The 17850-nt window shown below is 58.8% G+C and carries 16 protein-coding genes and 2 tRNA genes; 10 read left to right on the top strand and 8 right to left on the bottom strand.

Annotated elements, in window-relative coordinates:
- Positions 1-56: 56 nt before the first annotated feature.
- On the bottom strand, positions 57-620 hold the full coding sequence (locus tag ACUIAI_RS08360; RefSeq protein ID WP_144178619.1) for a redoxin domain-containing protein: 564 nt from the start codon (positions 618-620) through the stop codon (positions 57-59).
- Positions 621-777: 157 nt separating this feature from the next.
- On the opposite strand from ACUIAI_RS08360, the gene ACUIAI_RS08355 reads away from it, so the two are divergent.
- The 3 genes from ACUIAI_RS08355 to ACUIAI_RS08345 all read left to right on the top strand — a co-directional run bounded on the left by ACUIAI_RS08355 (position 778) and on the right by ACUIAI_RS08345 (position 4759).
- Positions 778-2148, top strand: a complete 1371-nt coding sequence (locus ACUIAI_RS08355) for a hemolysin family protein (protein ID WP_445342144.1) — start codon at positions 778-780, stop codon at positions 2146-2148.
- Between the two features lie 381 nt (positions 2149-2529).
- Positions 2530-3009, top strand: coding sequence for a Dps family protein (locus tag ACUIAI_RS08350; protein WP_015021094.1), 480 nt, complete (start codon positions 2530-2532; stop codon positions 3007-3009).
- Positions 3010-3235: 226 nt separating this feature from the next.
- Positions 3236-4759 carry a Na+/H+ antiporter NhaA gene (locus ACUIAI_RS08345; protein WP_445342143.1) on the top strand — a complete coding sequence of 508 codons (1524 nt, stop codon included), beginning with the start codon at positions 3236-3238 and terminating at the stop codon, positions 4757-4759.
- A 109-nt stretch (positions 4760-4868) separates the two neighbouring features.
- Here the strand turns inward: ACUIAI_RS08345 and ACUIAI_RS08340 are convergent, their stop codons facing one another.
- Both ACUIAI_RS08340 and ACUIAI_RS08335 read right to left on the bottom strand, forming a co-directional pair.
- Positions 4869-5636, bottom strand: a complete 768-nt coding sequence (locus tag ACUIAI_RS08340) for an SDR family oxidoreductase (protein WP_445342142.1) — start codon at positions 5634-5636, stop codon at positions 4869-4871.
- Positions 5637-6117: 481 nt separating this feature from the next.
- Positions 6118-6726, bottom strand: coding sequence for a M48 family metallopeptidase (locus ACUIAI_RS08335; protein ID WP_445342141.1), 609 nt, complete (start codon positions 6724-6726; stop codon positions 6118-6120).
- Positions 6727-6830: 104 nt separating this feature from the next.
- Here ACUIAI_RS08335 and ACUIAI_RS08330 point away from each other — a divergent pair.
- Positions 6831-6904 (top strand) — tRNA-Ile (locus ACUIAI_RS08330).
- 37 nt (positions 6905-6941) lie between these two features.
- A tRNA-Ala gene (locus ACUIAI_RS08325) sits at positions 6942-7014 on the top strand.
- Between the two features lie 341 nt (positions 7015-7355).
- Here the strand turns inward: ACUIAI_RS08325 and ACUIAI_RS08320 are convergent.
- Positions 7356-8420 (bottom strand): Abi family protein, encoded by a 1065-nt coding sequence (locus ACUIAI_RS08320; protein WP_445342140.1) that lies wholly within the window; start codon positions 8418-8420, stop codon positions 7356-7358.
- A 609-nt stretch (positions 8421-9029) separates the two neighbouring features.
- Between ACUIAI_RS08320 and ACUIAI_RS08315 the strand changes: the two genes are divergently transcribed.
- Positions 9030-9209, top strand: a complete 180-nt coding sequence (locus ACUIAI_RS08315) for a hypothetical protein (protein WP_445342139.1) — start codon at positions 9030-9032, stop codon at positions 9207-9209.
- Here the strand turns inward: ACUIAI_RS08315 and ACUIAI_RS08310 are convergent.
- From ACUIAI_RS08310 to ACUIAI_RS08295, 4 genes are all read right to left on the bottom strand, one after another.
- Entirely contained in the window at positions 9204-9560 is a 357-nt protein-coding gene (locus ACUIAI_RS08310; protein ID WP_445342138.1) for a Na+/H+ antiporter NhaC family protein, read from the bottom strand. The two genes, ACUIAI_RS08315 and ACUIAI_RS08310, sit on opposite strands and share 6 nt — an antisense overlap.
- Positions 9548-9670, bottom strand: coding sequence for a hypothetical protein (locus tag ACUIAI_RS08305; RefSeq protein WP_445342137.1), 123 nt, complete (start codon positions 9668-9670; stop codon positions 9548-9550). Before ACUIAI_RS08305 ends, ACUIAI_RS08310 begins: the two co-directional genes overlap by 13 nt.
- Positions 9671-10211: 541 nt before the next feature.
- Positions 10212-11960: an amino acid ABC transporter ATP-binding/permease protein gene (locus ACUIAI_RS08300; protein ID WP_445342136.1), complete on the bottom strand. Its 1749-nt coding sequence runs from the start codon at positions 11958-11960 to the stop codon at positions 10212-10214.
- Positions 11944-14031, bottom strand: coding sequence for an ATP-binding cassette domain-containing protein (locus ACUIAI_RS08295; RefSeq protein WP_445342135.1), 2088 nt, complete (start codon positions 14029-14031; stop codon positions 11944-11946). Before ACUIAI_RS08295 ends, ACUIAI_RS08300 begins: the two co-directional genes overlap by 17 nt.
- Positions 14032-14250: 219 nt before the next feature.
- On the opposite strand from ACUIAI_RS08295, the gene ACUIAI_RS08290 reads away from it, so the two are divergent.
- The 4 genes from ACUIAI_RS08290 (at position 14251) to ACUIAI_RS08275 (ending at position 17849) form a co-directional block, all read left to right on the top strand.
- Complete coding sequence (locus ACUIAI_RS08290) at positions 14251-14859, top strand: MptD family putative ECF transporter S component (protein ID WP_445342134.1); 609 nt, start codon at positions 14251-14253, stop codon at positions 14857-14859.
- The gene (locus tag ACUIAI_RS08285) at positions 14856-15554 is read left to right on the top strand and encodes an energy-coupling factor transporter transmembrane component T (protein WP_445342133.1); all 699 of its coding nucleotides are present in this window, start codon (positions 14856-14858) and stop codon (positions 15552-15554) included. The genes ACUIAI_RS08290 and ACUIAI_RS08285 overlap by 4 nt, the downstream gene beginning before the upstream one ends.
- On the top strand, positions 15532-16983 hold the full coding sequence (locus tag ACUIAI_RS08280) for an ABC transporter ATP-binding protein (RefSeq protein WP_445342132.1): 1452 nt from the start codon (positions 15532-15534) through the stop codon (positions 16981-16983). Before ACUIAI_RS08285 ends, ACUIAI_RS08280 begins: the two co-directional genes overlap by 23 nt.
- Positions 16984-17147: 164 nt before the next feature.
- The gene (locus ACUIAI_RS08275) at positions 17148-17849 is read left to right on the top strand and encodes an ABC transporter ATP-binding protein (protein ID WP_045923831.1); all 702 of its coding nucleotides are present in this window, start codon (positions 17148-17150) and stop codon (positions 17847-17849) included.
- Position 17850 lies beyond the last annotated feature (1 nt).

Genomic DNA, 17850 nt, shown 5'->3' with positions numbered 1-17850 from the left:
GGGAACCCGCCCTGGTCGCTTCCGATCGGCGAGTTCCCGATGTTGGCAGCTGCGGATCAGAGCTGGCCGACCAGATCCAGGCTGGGCTCGATGGTGTCCTCGCCGGGCTCCCACTTGGCAGGGCAGACCTGATCGCCGTGCTCATAAACGAACTGGGAGGCCTGGACGCGGCGCAGCAGCTCGTCGGCGTTGCGACCCACGTTGGAGGAGATGACCTCGTAGGCCACGACCTTGCCCTCAGGGGTCAGAATGAAGTCGCCGCGCTCGGCCTTGCCCTCGGCCTCGTTGTAGGTCTGCAGGTCCTTGGCCAGGGTTGCGGTCGGATCGGCCAGCATGGGGTACTGGACCTTGGCGATCTTCTCGTTGGCCTCGTGCCAGGCCTTGTGGACGAACTCGGTGTCGCAGGAGACGGAGTAGATCTCGCAGCCGATCTTCTTGAAGTCCTCGTACTTGCTGGCCAGATCCTCCAGCTCGGTGGGGCAGACGAAGCTGAAGTCCGCAGGGTAGAAAAAGAGCAGGGACCAGTGGCCCAGCAGATCCTTCTTGGAGACCGGGAAGGTCTTGTTATCCTGATAGGCCTGCGTGGTGAACTCAACCAATTCGTGCTGAAGCTGTGACATGAAAAAATCCTTTCGGGAGCATTGGGAACGTCGGCCTGAAGCCGAACCTGTCTCCGTATTTCATGCTAGTCAGGTAGCGCTGTATGGGGAAGACGGAGGTTCGCCGCTGGGGTGTGACATAGGGCACATGGGGCGCCCATACCCTAGCATTGGAGGCATGGCATTATGGCTGAACATCCTGCTCATTCTCTTCTTCCTCCTGCTCGGTTCCGTCTTCTCGGGGACTGAACTGGCGCTGGTCTCCCTGCGAGGCTCGCAGCTGGAGCAGATGGAGCAGCAGGACGCGCGCGGCGCCCGGGTGGCCCGCATTGCCCGCGACCCCAACACCTTTCTTTCGGCCGTGCAGATCGGCGTGACGCTGACGGGCTTCCTCTCGGCCTCCTTCGGCGCATCATCCATCGCCCCATACGTGGTGCCCGTCCTGACCGGGTGGGGCGTGCACGAGGGTCTGGCCAGCACCTTGACCACAGTGATTCTGACCCTGATCATCTCCTACTGCTCCATCGTCATCTCCGAGCTGGTGCCCAAGCGGATCGCCATGCAGCGCACCGAGGCCATAGCCAGGGCCGTCGTTCCGGCCATCGACGTCTTCACCACCCTGTGCAGACCGCTGATCTGGCTGATCGGCAAGAACACCGACCTCATCGTGCGCATCCTGGGCTTCGACCCCCAACAGACCGACACCGAGGTCAGCGACGACGAGCTGCGGATGCTGGTCTCCTCCAACACCAACCTGAGCAAGGACGAGCGGATGATCCTGGGCGATGTCTTCGATGCCTCCGAGACCAGCGTGGCCGAGGTCATGCGCCCCAGGGCCGATGTGGTCTTCATCGCCGGGGACATGCCCCTGCAGGAGGCGGTCGAATTCGTGCACGACGAGCCCTACTCGCGCTACCCGGTGACCGGACGCGACTTCGACGACGTGTTGGGCTTCGTCCATGTGCGCGACCTGATGGACGTGCGCAATCCCCAGGCCAAGACCGTGGCCGACGTGACCAGGCCCGGCATCGCCCTGCCCGGCACCTCCAAGCTCCTGCCCAGCCTGGAGAAACTGCGCAAGAAGGGCATCCACCTGGCCGTGGTCATCGACGAGTACGGGGGCACCGACGGCATCGTCACCCTGGAGGACATGACCGAGGAGCTGGTGGGCGACATCCGCGACGAGTACGACCTGCCCGAGGAGCAGAACCCGGCCCATCCCCAGGCAACCGCCTTCGTCAACGGCGTGGCCACGGTCGACGGCGGCATGACCATCGAGGACTTCGCAGATCTCACCGGGATCGAGCTGGAGGATGGCCCCTACGAGACTCTGGCCGGCTACTTCCTGGCCCAGACCGGGCGCATGGGGCAGGTTGGCGATGTGATCCACTCCGACGACGGGTATGACATGGTGGTGACCAAGGTAGACGGGCGGCGCATCGAGACCATCGAGGTCAGGCGGCGGCAGGAGGCCGAGGCCGACGAGGATGATGAGGGTGAGAACAGGAAGGATGAAGACAGGTCGAATTCCGAAGCAGGAGCGGACTGAGGATAACCGGACCAGATCTAATCTGAGCGAGACTGACTTGACCGAGGATAGCTTTGCTGGCTCTAACCTGACCGAGGTTGGTCGAAGCTAAGAAGGAAGACGACAATCCAAGGCGGGCCGAGACGATACTGCGACCAGAGCCTAGCTATCGTCTAACCGAATCCCTTCTATCATCTAGCCAGTGCTGGGCTGGTAGTCAGCCGGTGACCGCTCTGACGCCAGTCAAGGAAAAATGACTGTCAGCGTAGCCGATGGTCCGTGAATGATTTCACTGGTTGATTCCCGCAAAATCCAAGCGTTTCCTTGCTTTTTCCTCTAGTCTGGAGATACAAGGTCGGGCTGACCCGACCGCAGGCATAATTTCATATTTAAGGAGCGATTATGGCATTGAACTTTACCGTACCGGGACTCGACGAAGCGACCAGCGAAAAGGTCATCGCCATCCTGCAGAGCCGTCTGAGCCAGGAACAGGAGACTGCCCTGATCCTCAAGCACGCCCATTGGAACATGAAGGGCAAGGAATTCATCGGCATTCACGAGATGATGGACCCCGAGGTCGATTCGGTGCTGAACATGGCCGACGAGACCGCCGAGCGCATCGCCACTTTGGGCGGCTCCCCCGCCGGACGGCCCGACGACATCATGAAGAACCGCGACTGGGATGGCATCACCATGACCGGCCGCCAGGATGCCCTGGACTACCTGAAGGCCCTGGACACCTACTACACCACCTTCATCAAGCGCGACCGTGAGGCCATCAAGGAGCTGGACGACCTGGACATCGTCAGCTCCAACATTCTGCAGGACCACGTGCAGGAGCTGGAGCACTTCCAGTGGTTCATGCGCAGCCACCTGTTCTGAGTTACTGAGTTACTGAGCACTGAGAGCTCATTGCCGCCCCCGATAGGTGGTATGCCGGTGGCCCTGCATCGTGAAGGTGCGGGGCCGCCGGCATTTTCTCTGACCGAGATAGACTGCAGGAATTCAGGATAGAATTGGCACTTGGGAGACAGCCGGGCGCTGCCTCACGCCGGGAAGACTGGTCGGCCATGGAAGACCGAACCCTACCCGCCCGACCAGGAGTATCATGCCGCCCACGCCTACATTCCCAACATTCCAAGTCAATTCGCATCGTCAGGATTGCGACGATTCGAATTCGCAGCGGAATCCTAAACTGTTCAATCCAAGGCGGTCGGGCCTCCAACCCTCAGACCCCCAACTGAATTCCGGACAATCGGATTCCAAGCCATCGAACGCCCAACCATCAAGTCCTCAGCGTGGGCAGAGCGGATCTGACAGGGATCGGCACAAACGACTCCATCTTTCAAACTTCTTCACCGCCCTGTCGTCGCTGGCTGAAAACGACCGGATCACCGGGCTATTTATGATGGCCTGCGCCTTGGCCGGGCTGATCCTGGCCAATCTGCCAGAGACCGGGCCGGGGCTGAACGCTCTCGCCGCTTGGATTCCTCTGGACCTGCCCGGTGGACTGAACCTGTCTCTCAAGGACTGGATACAGGACGGGCTGCTGACCATATTCTTCCTGACCATGGGTCTTGACCTACGCCAGGAGGCTGCCACGGGCACTCTGCGCGACCACAAGCAGGTCCTGCTGCCCATGCTGGCCGCTTTGGGCGGCGTAGCCGTTCCGATTCTGATCTACTGCCTACTCAACCTGGGCTCCCCCGCCGGATTGCGTGGCTGGGCTGTCCCAACGGCCACCGATGTAGCTTTCTCCCTGGCGGCTTTGCAACTGCTCCTGCCCAAGGCCGGACCCGCCCTGCAGGCCTTTTTGATGACTCTGGCCATCTTCGACGACCTGGTCGGCGTCCTGCTGATCGCCTTGGGCTACTCCAGTTTGGGGCAACCGAGTTGGCTACTTGTCTGCCTGGCCGGCCTTGTGGTCTGGGCCCTGCTGGTCCGAGTGGCTAGCCGTTTCTCCCGGCTCCGGCGACCTTTGATGCCGCTGTTCCTGCTGGGTGCCCTTGTCGGCGGACTGCTGGCCTGGTACGGTCTCTTCAAGGCTGGAGTCCACCCGGTGCTAGCGGGAGTGGCTATGGGCCTGTTGACCCCTGTTGCCAGGTCACACGAGGCTGAACCATCCCGAACAGAATCTACCGGAGCCAATCCAGCTGGGACCGAGACAATAGGGATTAAGCAGAGCTACGTCCAGGCATCATCGCCTGCCGAACAGTTGGATCGCCTGCTGACACCCTTGAGCGCCCTGGTGGTCCTGCCCGTGTTCGCCTTCTTCTCCCTGTCCATCTCCCTGGATCAGCTGGGACCTGGACTGCTGACGGACCGGGTCTTTTGGGGCGCCATGCTGGGACTGGCTTTGGGCAAACCCCTGGGAATCATGACCATGGTGATCCTGGCAAGTCATCTGGGGCTGCGGCGGCCTGCCGGCTCCACGACCGGAAACATGATCGGCCTCTGCCAGCTCTGCGGAATCGGCTTCACCATGTCCTTCCTGATCGCCAACTTGGCCTTCGCTGGTTCCCCGCATCTGGAGTCAGCCCTACTGGGCGTGCTGGCAGGATCGGTCCTGTCCGTGCTCATCGTAGCCGTGGGCACCATCCCCGGTCGACTACGTTCTGCCAGGCACACATAGGCTTAGCTGCCAAGACTCAACCTCTGCCAGACCCGGTTCCTGCCAGAATCAGCCCGTCAAACTCGGTTTTGACAGAATCAGTTTTGACTGAATCGGTCCCTTATCAGGCTTAGCTACGACGGTAGAGCTTGGTGTAGGAGCCCTCAGCGCGGGGGCGGACCACAATCTGGTCAATGTCCACAGTGTCGGGTTGCTCCAGGGCCCAGGTGACGCATACGGCGATGTCGTCGGCGGTCAGCGGGTCAGGCACCCCGGCGTAGACCGCATCGGCCCGGTCGCTATCGCCGCCGAACCTCTTCAGGGAGAACTCATCGGTGTGGACCAGGCCCGGGGCGATGTCGACCACGCGCACTGGCTCGCCAATCAGCTCCAGCCGCAGAATGCGGGCCATGACACGTTCCGCTGCCTTGGAAGCGCAGTATCCGCCGCCGCCCTCATAGGGCTCGATGCCTGCCGTCGAAGAGATGACCAGAACCGTGCCCTCCGACTCTTTCAGGGCCGGGAGCAGCTTCTGGATGACCCGCAGAGTGCCGATGACGTTTAGCTCGTACATTCCGCGCCAATCGTCCAAGCTGGAGGTAGCCACCGGGTCCTTGCCGAAGGCTGCACCGGCGCAGTTGACCAGAGCCTTGACTGGACCGCCCTTGAGCACGGCATCGACGGCCGCCTGGGTGGAGTCCTCGTCGGTCACATCGCAGACCTCATAGGTGAAGTTCTGACCCAGCTGGTCGGCCAGAGCCTTGAGCTTGTCCTCGCGCCGGGCCAGGCCGACCACCTTCCAGCCCTTGTCCACCAAGGCCCGAGCACTGGCCTGGCCGATGCCGCTGGAGGCGCCGGTCACCACGGCACGCTTGATTGTTTTCTTGGATTCCGTCATCTCATCCGCTCCTTCATGATCGATTGCCCCGGATCGGCTCCACACACGTCTCCGGGTCACAGGGACCCTACCTAACTGCTGCAGGATCACCACTCTTCCTCAACGCTAGCGCACCATCATGGGCTGCGGCAGTCTCCTGTCGGTCTTCGATGACAAATGTGGCGCATTAAACCAGCCTTGAGTAAGTAGGATCAGAACTAATCAAGGCACATTAATTGAGTCAGAACAGCTCACAGTCAGATCGGTCTGAATCAGACCACATAGACGGGTTAGATCAAGATAGACCGGACGCATCAAAAACCAATCCAACTTCGCACCAGAAGACCCAGCAGGTTTCGGGCGCGAAATCATCAGCACGTATGATGCCACAGGTTCGTAATTTACAAGCTTGCATTGCACAAATTCAGAAATCACGTGGAGTTGATGACCCCAGGATTCATGGCTCTCAAAGTCATAGCTTCAGATGTCCAAGCTTCTGTAGTCACAAAGCCAGATAGCCGTTGAGTCGACGACGGCGCTCGGTCCAGTCGGGCATATAGCGATCCATCCGCGCGCGGAAGCCGGGTCCGTGACCATGCTCGTAGAGGTGGGTCAGCTCGTGAACCAGCACATACTCCAGCAGGTCCGGATCCAGCCAAGCCAGGTCGGTGTTGAGCCGGATGCTGGCAGTGGCGGGAGTGCAGGAGCCCCAGCGGGTTTTCATCTTCCGCAGACTGATGCGCTCGGGTCGGCGACCCACCACGGGGACCCAGCGATCCAGCAGAGTTGGCAGCCTTTCTTGGAGAATTCTCTTAGCTTCAGCCTCGGATCGTCCTGGCTGCAACTGACCACCAGCTCCAGGTTGGGCGTAGACATCGCGTGAGCGGGCTAGACGTTCTCTAGTTGTTGCGATCCAGCGGCGCTTGCCGTCGATAAAGGCACGAATCTGGTCAGCGCTCAGCTTTAGAGGCGCCGTCACTTCCAGATGGCCGTCAGGTGGCTTGACCCGCAGATAGACGTTGGCGATCCGCTTCCTGATGACCAGAACCGTCTCGCCGCCGACCTCCAGCTGCTCCGATCGGACTGGTTCCGCACGCCGTTTCCGCCTCATGACCACCATTCTTCCGCCAAGACGCGACGCGACGCCGCCGAGATTGACTTGAGGAGACACTATGGTAAGCTAACCATTTGTGTGATTCTTCGGTCACACGGCATGGGCCTGTAGCTCAGCTGGTTAGAGCGCATCCCTGATAAGGATGAGGTCGGAGGTTCAAGTCCTCCCAGGCCCACGCATTCTTGCGTGGTTGAAGTTCTTTTCACATTTACGGGGCTATGGCGCAGCTGGTAGCGCATCTGCTTTGCAAGCAGAGGGTCGCCGGTTCGAATCCGGCTAGCTCCACAGGTAGGGATTTCCGAGGCTTTCGAGGTTTTTTTACATCATTTTTGGCAAATATTGACTATCCAACTACGACTACTACAGCGTGGATGACACTGATCCAGTGGGGTGGACACTCTAGCAGCTGAAGCTCATACAACCGAATGTATGACTACACCCCGCCGAATCATTCTATGTAAAGAGAACTTTCAGCAATACTGCCAGCAGGAACAGAAAAATCAATTATAAAAGCCTGCAATCACTATTGAGTTACACAGTCGGTTTCAACACTGATGAAGAAGGAAATGGTCTAAACTCTTGCTCTCCGATAAAATGACTACCTTAAACCGGTAACTGAGCAGGATTCACTTAACTGAAAAAGGCTGAGGGATAAAATGCAATCTTCCGCTTTGATGCGGCTGGTCACTTTCAGCTTTAATGTATTCCGAGAACGCTCGCGAAATACGAATAATGCATGCAAGAGTATTCCTTAAGTGGATGCACTCCGAATTCCCCTGATAATACTGCTCGTAATTCTTGCATATTCTTTGTTCTAGATCTGACATCAATTTTGCTGCTATGCGTCGTATGGGCATACTGTTACAGACTATAAGAAACATGCACAAGAAACTTGAATAGTCATAGACAAGTTGCGACTTCTTAATCGTACTCGGAATAGGCGCCGGGGGGTTATCCATTTGGAACAAATCGCACAAACATCCATCAACAAACTCAGTCTGAGGCACATGGCCCTGCTTGTTTGTCCTATCCACATCCAGCAGTAACGGGGCACTATGCGATACAGCATTTCGCAACCTACGGAAGTTGCCAAAAAATTTTGTAGCATTGTCTCTCAGATGTAATGACTCCAGATACTTCATGTATGAATCAATCAAATCACCCAGATTGAAGCATTCCCATAAGTTCCATATTTCTGGGTCAGGGAAATATTTGCGAACCATAGCATCTGAATAAGGAGAATATTTAAGCTTAATTCCTGTCTTGCCGGGCCTGCCATCGTGCTGATTTCGATAGCCAATTTTTTCATCAAATACAAAGCGATCATCTGGATCAACCAGCTTTGCGACTCGTCTACCGTCAAGCTCAGAATTTGACATCAACAAATTATTAAATCGCACTTTCAAATCATGTTCCGCGTTTGCTACCAGATATTCCAGTGCCATCCTGAGCTCATAGTCAATGACCGCCAAATCCTTGAGTACAGCGAAATCGAGATTCTTGTACTTCCCGTCATCGTGCTTGTTGAAATTGGAAGCATATCGCTTAATCCTAAATAGATAGGTATTTGCAGATAGATATGCTTTAGCGGATTCCTCATTACAGATGTCGAATACGATGCCATCGTTTTGCAAATTAGCAATTTGAAAATCGAGGCTTTTAGCAAGACACGTGCGCTTTGAACTGTCCACATTGGCCCCCGCAGTTAAACTAATGGGGCATCCGCTTCGAAAAGCGCTGCCCCATTAGTGAAGAGCTGGTCAATGTGACCAACCCTCTTTTGACTTTGTACCTACAATGTTAATTGCATATAAGCATCTGTCAATTTATTTCGCGCGTGTTGAAAATATAGTTTTGACGCAGACAAAGGCTAGATTTTTCTGTTTTTCCAAGGACTTATCAGGTGCTGCTGAGTCTGTTTTCTGAAGTCATGGATACCGAGTAATTTTCATAATATTTAAAACTTATCGGTTATCGTTTCAACATAACAGCGGCAACAAAGTACTCAATATAAAGATAAAATTACTAAACATCTAGTCTTTGCTGTTCACGGAGATCAGAGTAGTTATATAAGTGCTGCTTTCATAGTCAAACTTACTGATTCTGCACTCGATAGAAACATAGAAACCTGCATTAACACCGTTAAGCTCGGCGAGCATGGTCTTCTGCTCATCCGGTGTCAGCTTACGGATGCCGATTCCTGTGCATCCTCAGATGGGGGCGAAGATCACGCCAGTCCAACAGAGGATTGCCCAAGGCATTAGGAGAGCGTAGGTACGCCCAAGGTGGCCGCCATATTGGTGCCAGCAGCAGTCAAGGGCAGGATCGACTTGAATATGGTGCCGGAATCCTCTATGCTTCGCCCGAGATTGCAAGGATGCGAGCCTGAGCAGCTCGCCAGGCAGCAGGAGGGAGACCTGGCCGTTGTAGGGGTGGATATTAGTCAGGATGCCGGTCAGCAGGGTGACGACAATCTATGAGCCAGTGCTCTTTCTGATCTTTAGCAGAGACTCCACAATCTTGTTCAAAGCCCCGGGGGCCGAAAGCACCCATGCGAAGGACAGGGTACAGAACGCAATCAGGAGGGTCATCATGCTCTCCATGCCTCCCCTGTTCAGCAGACTGGTGACATCCTTGGCTGCGGGACCCAAGTTGAAACCCTTGGGGAGCACAGAGGTGTCGAATCCGTTGCCGATGGCGTTGAATGCGTTGGCGAAGGAGAAATGCTGGATGACGACGGCATTGAACATGGCCACCACCGACGAGAGCAGCATGACCGGAATAGTTGGCTTCCTCCACGCTGACCCAATCAGGATGCTCAGGAGAGGCATAAAAGCAGCATGGGCACGTTCCAGGTGATGGCCTGTGAAAGCGTGTTGTTCGTCTCAGCGGCCTTGTCAAAGCCGCTGCCACCTGTGGACTGGACCCCATGGCCCGCCACGAACATAATTATCGCTGACACTAAACAGGGAGGGGAACGTGGTCCACAACAGGTGCTTCATATGTGTGAACACATTCCCATAGGGGATGGCAGCAGCCAGGTTGGTCTCCAGACAGAGGGACAGCTTGTCTCCGAAACAGGCGCTGCTGACCAAAGCTAACATCCACCTATTAATTAGGTATGTGAATCAGTAAAGCGATAACTTTACTTATGCACTAAAAGACCTCGACTTTATCAAACGGAATCGTCCGCCTTTCAGCTGTTCTAAGACAGCTAAGCTCCGTGAACCTCACTTATGCGGAACCTTGTCGAAATACCACCACCCCGAATGAGAGCAGACTCCTATTTGGCTGAACCACTTTTCTCAGAACTGACTCCAATCGGGCTTCCCATTTGCACAGTCGGTAGACGGAATCGCTGCCGGAATCACCCGTTGAAATGGACCAGCGCCGGATCAAATTACGTCGATAACACTACGAGCAGCAATTCGAAGTGACACTATGAATTGCACCTCGAATTGCACCTCTTCTCTATGAAATGTTCAGGCGGGGATAAGCTTGCCATTTTGCAGCGTCAGCAGACGGTCAACCCTGGCAAGGACCGAGGGACGATGGGAGACGATCAGACAGGTACGGTCGCCTTTCCGCTCAATCAGCCTGGTCAGAACTCTGCCCTCCAAGAGAGCATCCATATTGCTGGTGGGCTCATCCAAAAGCATGAATGGCGCCGAGCTCAAAAAGGCGCGAGCCAGAGCCACCCTTTGCCGCTGTCCCTCGGACAGGTCCGAGCCGTTGTCAGCAAGCAGATGATCCAAGCCGTCGGGTAGCTGGTCGATCAGATCATCCAGGCAGGCATCATGAGCCGCCTGCTCAATATCCTCTCTGCTGGCATCGGGCCGGGCCAGAGCAATGTTATCCGCCAATGTGAGACTGAATATATAAGTGTCCTGGCTCACCAGAGTCTGCTGGGCACGCAGATCAGCGGTGCGGATGGTCTCGATCGGCAGGTCGGAAACGGTCAGATCCCCGCCGCTTCGCTCCTGGAACCGCATCAGCAGGTCGATCAAGGTGGACTTGCCAACCCCGTTGGCGCCTTGGATGCCAATCAACTCGCCAGGTTTGATCGAAAGATCCAGATTATCCAAAACCGCGATTCGACCGCCATATTTACCTGGGTCAGTCTTGCCCGTGTCAGTCTTGACAGCGTAGGAGAAGGAAACCACCTTGGCCTCCTCTCCAGTGAACTCCGCCAGGTGATTCCCATGACCGGATTCCACCTCGCGCACAGGCGGCTCCTTGTCCAAAAGCGAGAAGACCCGCCGAGCAGCAGCCAGAGTAGGCTGCAGGCCAGCTCCGAGCCGAGCCACAGGTATCAAGGGAGCAAAGGAAGAGAGGAAACCGACCAGTCCGATCATTCCCCGTGCAGGATCCACCAACCCTGCCGAACCTAAGTGGCAGGCCATCAGAGTGAAGACTCCAGCGCAGATCAGAGTGACCACGTTGGTGACCAAATCGTTGGCAATAGTCCGCCCAGAGGTGCGGCCCCGCGCATCCAACATCTGGCCCGTAGCGGCTCCCACCCGACGGCGAGTGTTCTCTAGAGCGCCCAACCCCGCCAGCTCTGTGCGGCCCTGCAGGGTCTCCAGAAGAAGGGAATGCAGGTTGGCTTGGGCCGTCCGTTCCTTCATGGCCATCTTGAAAGTGGGCCGTGCGCTCAGGATAGGAATGAGCAGACCGACGATCAGGTAGGAGACCAGGGCGGCCAGACCCATCCAGGGCGAGAGCCAGGTGAGCAGGGCCAGGTTGGCCAAGGAGGTCACTAGAGCGATGGCGATGGGCGATAGGGTGTGGGCGTAGAAAATCTCCAGCAGCTCGATGTCGTTGGTAATCACCGTCACCATGTCTCCGCGCGCCTGGTCCCGCAGGCCGGCCGGAGCCAGGGACCGCATCTTATCGAAGACAGTCGTGCGGATGTCGCGAAGCATACTAAAGGCCATCTCGTGGTTGTAGTACTGCTCCCCATAGGCCATAACCCCTCGGCTGAGAGCGGTCAGAACTGCCACCAGAGCCCAGACGACCCACTGGCCATTCAGCGGCGGCCAGTCCGTGACCAGACCGAGCAGGGCCGCAGCGGCTGCCATCATGCTCCAGACAGCAAAAAGATGGCCCAGGCTGCCGCAGAGGATGGCCTTGCCCTCCGTACCAGCCAGAGGCTTCATCAGCCGGGCCATGCGGCGCATCATCGCCAGGTTGCCAGTCGCTTGCTGCATGTCGTCACTCCCCGTCCTCATACTGTGCCTGCTCCTTCCACTGGGCCGCGAATCCGCCTCCGGTATCCATCAGTTCGGGGAAGCCGCCTCTCTCCGCTAGACGACCTTCCTGCAGGAAGAGGATGGAATCGGCATTGCGAACTCCGGCCAAACGGTGGGTGATGGTCAGGACCAGGGACTCCTTGCCCAGCGCATCCATCAGGACAGCCAAGGTGGCGTCATGCTCGCGATCCACGGCGCTGGTTGCCTCGTCGAAGATGTAGAGAGGAGAACGCCGCAGGAGCCCGCGGGCAATGGACAGACGCTGGCGCTGCCCTCCAGAAAGGTTGCCTCCCTCGGGGTCGATAGGAGCGTCCAGCCCGCCCTTGCTTTGAACAAGTCCGGTCAGGCCGACCTGGTCCAGTGCATCCTGCAGCTCCCAATCCGAGTAGCCCAGCCCAGCCGGATCGAGATTCGACCTGATGGTCCCGGTAAAGAGGTGATCGGTTCCCCGAACCACGGTCTGCAGACCTACCAGTTCCTCGCGTGACAGATGGCTGATCTGACGCCCGCCAATGGTCAGCTCTCCGGCATACCCCTGAAGTCGCCCGGACAGCAGGCCCGCCAAGGTGCTCTTGCCAGAGCCAGAAGCGCCGACCAGGCCCATATGCCCCTTGGCCGGCAGGTCGAAGTTCAGGTCAGTCAGGGCCTGGAATCCATCAGGATAGGTATAGGTCAGATTGCGAGCGCTGATGCCCGGCAAATCGTCGCCAGACATATCCGCCTGATCTGCCTGCTGCGAGCTCGATCGCGCCGAACCGGTATTCTGCCCCACCACATCGGCAGAACCCGACGCAGAAATTTGGACAGCATCCAAAGCAAGGTTCGAAGCGGATCCCGATGCAGGAATTCGGACATCATCCGAAACAGGTTCCAAAGCAGATTCCGACTCAGGCTGCAAAGCAGGCTTCGAGACGGATTCTGATTCAGAATCCCGAACTGCTCCCTCTGATGCTTCGAGAATCACTTCCGGAGCCGCTTTCTCGGATGCTTCCGGAATCGTTGCCGGAGCAACTTCCGACGCCACTTTCTTGCGTGGCTCAGGAGTCGTCCCCGGAGCCGCCGACTCCCCGTCGCTCCCCTGCCGCGCCTGGAGAATATCGTCAATGGCCTTGCCCTGCTTGATGGCGACCATGCCGGAATGCATCATGTAGACCAGCTGCCGCTCAGGTGCAAAGAGCCGGACCCCAGCCAGGGCGACAACCAGGCAGGACAGCACTCGTGAGGTCCCGCCCTGCCCAATCAGGACCGTAGCTGCAACCGCCAAAATAAGACTGGTGTAGATGACCACGTCGGCCTTGATCAGCGAGCGCAGCTGCCCGCCCAGAACCCCCATGGTTATCCGGCGGAATCCCTCGGACTCCTCGGCCAGATCGTCGGCCTGCCGCTGGTCTGCCCCGAAGATCTTCAGGGTGTTGAGCCCCCTCAGGGCATGCTCGAAATGGACCCCGACCTTGTCGTACTTGCGCAGCTGGCCCAGCTGAATCTTGATGTTCTCGCCCATGGTGGGCTTGGAAGCCAGGGGCAGGGCCACCATGCCAATCACGACGATCACCGCAGCCAGCGGGCTGACAGGCAGGAGGACGGCCAGGGTCACGACCAGCATCAGGGCGGTCTGGACCAGGGCCGGAATATAAGCCGTGAAGTAGGAGACGACCGACTTGACCCCCTCGGTCGAAAGCCCGGCCAGGGTCTGCGCCGGAACGCCCAGGTCGTCCTTCTGCGCATTGGGGTCGAACACAGACAGGTACAGGGCCTGGGAGAGCGCCTTGCCCATCCCATCGGCCAGCCGGGCACTGACGGACTTGGTGACCGCCTGGGTCAGGAGCCGAACCAGAATAAGCCCACCTATCAAGGCCGCCAGAGGTCCGGGCCGACCGGGCACCCAGGCAAGGGCATGGGGAACAGGCAGGCCAAGGGAACGGCCCACGGCCGCGATGGCCACCGGCAGGAGGAGCACCTCCGCCAACGCACCGATCGTCTGCAGGAGGGCCAGCAGGAGGCTGGCGCCCATCCTGGCTCCCGGTAGATGAAGTAGTCGCTTGCTGATCATGCCTGTCCTCCGTGCCGCCTTTCTGATACGCCTCTCTCAGTGGACACTAACAAAATCCTCGCGCGGCAGGCAATACTCTTATTGTGAAGCACTGGCAAGAGACATAAAAAAATATCATTTACTTTCCCTCCCGGCCCTCCTAAACTTGACGGCACAACCTGAAATCGGCGGATATGGCCTAGGGCCGAGCGACCGCCACCCGGATGGGAGCGATCCTTTATGAAAGCACTGAAGACAAAAGACCTGGTCAACGTCGGCGTTTTCACGGCCCTCTACTTCGTCAGCATGGCGGTGGGCAACTTCATCACCGTCTTCCTGGCTGGCCTGGTCATGCCCGGCCTGTCCTCCCTCTTCATCCCTGCTGTGGTGGGGCTGGTCTCCGGCCCGGTCTACATGCTGATGATCCGCCGGGTGCCCAGGTTCGGGGCCATCACCATCGTCGGCGTCATCATGGGCCTCTTCCTGCTGGTTTTCGGCCACTTCGCCCTCTCCTTCATCCCCTACGCCTTCTGCGGCCTGCTGGCTGACCTGGTTCAGTCCTCGCTCGGGGAGAGCCGTCCCAACCTGGCCCGCTACCTGAGCTATGTCATCCTCACCTTCGGCTGCACCGGCCCAGTTCTGCCCCTCTGGTTCATGAAGGACGCCTATGTGGCCAGCCTGGTCCGCCGCGGCAAGAGCCAGGAGTACATCGACGGGGTCTTCGCACCCATCACCGGAGCCACCTTCCTGGTCTGCATTCTGGCCACCCTGGTCGGCGCCCTTCTCGGTGCATGGATAGGCGCCCGGATCGTCGACAGGCATTTCAACCGGATACCCGCCAAGCAATGAGGCCCATCTCCATCTACACCAGATTCCTGCTGGTCATCTTCGCCAACGCCCTGATCTTCGTCACCTTGCCCACCCCGCTGGTCCTGGCCATCAACATCTACTTCTGCAGCTTCCAGGTCATCGTAGGCAGGGTCAGGAAAGGCCAGGCCTGGCTTATGGTCTGTCTGGTCTTCGCCCTGGGCGCCTCCCTGGCCATGGTCTTCCCCGAGAACCTGCCGGGGCATTACCTGCTCTTCCTCTTCGTCGGCGTGGGCAGGGTCCTCCCCCTGGTGCTGGTTGCGGCCTTCATGATGGGCACCACCAAGGTCTCGGAGCTGGTTTACCTGCTGCGCAAGATCCACGCTCCCCAGTGGCTGGTCATCCCCGTCAGTGTCCTCTTCCGCTTCTTCCCGACCGTCAGGCACGACTATGCCCAGATCAGGCGGGCCATGAAATTCAGGGGGATCGCGGTCACCACCGGCGACATGGTCCGGCATCCGATGCGAACCATGGAGCACATCTACGTCCCCCTGCTCAATAACGCCACCAATGTGGCCTCCGACCTGACCTCGGCCGCCCTGACCAGGGGGATCGGCGACCCCGGGCCCAAGACCTCCATCCAACGGATTGCCTTCACCGGACTGGATGCGCTCATGTGCGCCCTGGGTCTGGTCCTTATGGGATGTGGAGCCTATGTTGCAATGTTCCAGGCTTAGCTTCACCTACGAAGGCGCCAGCCAGCCATCCCTCAAGGAAGTCTCCTGCCGGATGGGCCAGGGACGGCTGACCGTGGTCACCGGGCCGAGCGGTTGCGGCAAGACCACCCTGTCCAGGGTCATCAACGGCCTGATTCCCGAACTCTATGAGGGCAAGCTGGAGGGAGGGTGCCTGATCGGGGGCGAACCCACCACGGCCCGGCCCATCTACCGGCTTTCGGAACAGGTGGGGTCGGTCTTCCAGAACCCCAAGACCCAGTTCTTCACCACCGACGTCCGCAGCGAGCTGGCCTTCCCCCTGGAGAACACCGGGGTCCAGCCAGATGCTATCCGGGAGCGCATAGACCAGGTGGCTGACCTCTTCGGCATCGCCCCGCTTATGGACCGGGACATCTTCTCCCTGTCGGGGGGCGAGAAGCAGATGATCGCCATCGCCTCCTCCTGCATGATGGACCCGCAGATCCTGGTCCTGGACGAACCCTCGGGCAACCTGGACGTCGAGGCGGTGGCCAGCCTGGCGCAGATTTTGGGCCGCTTGAAGGACCGGGGCCTGACCATGGTCCTGATCGAGCACCGCCTCTATTACCTGGACGGCCTGGCCGACGACTTCCTGGTCATGGAGGACGGCAGGCTGGCGGAGCACCTGACTCCGGCCGCCATGAGGGGGCTGGATGGCCCAAGCCGCCAGGCCATGGGGCTGCGGGCCCTGAATCTGGACGCGACCGAGAATGCGAGCGCCCCAGCCAGGGTCACTACCGAGAAGACCCCCGACCTCTTGCGGGTCAGGAACCTAACCTATGCCTACCACCACGACCAGGATCCTGCTCTGGATGTGGACGACCTGACCCTGTCCAGCGACGACATCACCGGCATCATCGGCCGCAACGGAGCCGGCAAGAGCACCTTCGCCTCCGTCCTGACCGGACTGCTCAAGCCTGGCGACAGGTCGGAAATCAGCCTGAACGGGACCAAGCAGACCAGCAGGGAGCGCGTCGAGGACTCCTACATGGTCTTTCAGGATGTCAACTATCAGCTCTTCAGCGAGACCGTGGAGGGCGAAATGCTTCTTGGGGCCAGGCGAACCGACCTGTTCGAGGAAGTGGCGCGAAAGCTGGACCTGGAGCGGCTCCTGGGCCGGCACCCCAACACCCTCTCCGGCGGGGAAAAGCAACGGGTGGCCATCGCGGCCGCCATACTGTCGGGCAAGCGCCTGGTGGTTCTGGACGAGCCCACCAGCGGCCTGGATCTGCTCCACATGAACCAGGTGACCGGGATGATCCGCTACATGCGCTCCCTGGGGGTCATGGTGATCGTCATCTCACACGACCAGGAGTTCCTGGCCCAGACCTGCCAGCGGTTCATCACCTTCCGCCAGGGCAGACCAGTCAGGGACAGCCGCAAACTGGGCAACCTCCTGCAAGCCCTCTGAACCTCCGAACCCTTGCAAGGTCGGCGAACATGACGCCTCCCGGCAGGCGGTTCTCCTGTGCTCCGGACCCCACAAACGTATACAGTAGTGGGGAAAAGAGCATCAGGAGGGCGTCCCTTGCGTCGGACGACCCCGCCGCACAGCCAGGGTTACGAGAGGGCATGATGGGCTATATCGACGTCATCGGAGAGACGAAACGGTATGTGACCGGCGAGACGACCATCGTGGCCAACAATGAGGTCACCTTCTCCATCGAGAAGGGCGAACTGGTGGTCATCCTCGGTGCCTCGGGGGCGGGCAAATCGACCGTACTGAACATCCTAGGCGGCATGGACACCTGCAACGAGGGCCAGGTGATCGTGGATGGAAAGGACATCGCCGGCTACGACGCCCGACAGCTGACCACCTACCGCCGCTACGACGTGGGCTTCGTCTTCCAGTTCTACAATCTGGTGGCCAACCTGACCGCCAGGGAGAACGTGGAGCTGGCCTCTGAGATTGTCGACGATGCCGCTGACCCGGTCCAGACCTTGGTCGACGTGGGCCTGGGCGACCGGATCGACAACTTCCCCGCCCAGCTTTCCGGCGGCGAGCAGCAGCGGGTGGCCATCGCCCGGGCTGTGGCCAAGAACCCCAAGATCCTGCTCTGCGACGAACCCACCGGAGCCTTGGACTACCGGACCGGCAAGCAGGTGCTGCGCATCCTGCAGGACCAGTGCCGCAAGAAGGGCGCCACCGTAGTCATCGTCACCCACAACGCGGCCATCGCCCCCATCGCCGACAGGGTCATCCGCATGCACGACGCCCGGGTCCAGGCCGTGCAGACCAATGACAGCCCCGAAGACATCGAAAACGTGGAGTGGTGAG

This window comes from Bifidobacterium sp. ESL0827, assembly GCF_052606685.1.
The sequence above is the reverse complement of the archived record's forward strand: the minus strand, read 5'-3'. Positions and strand labels throughout refer to the sequence as shown.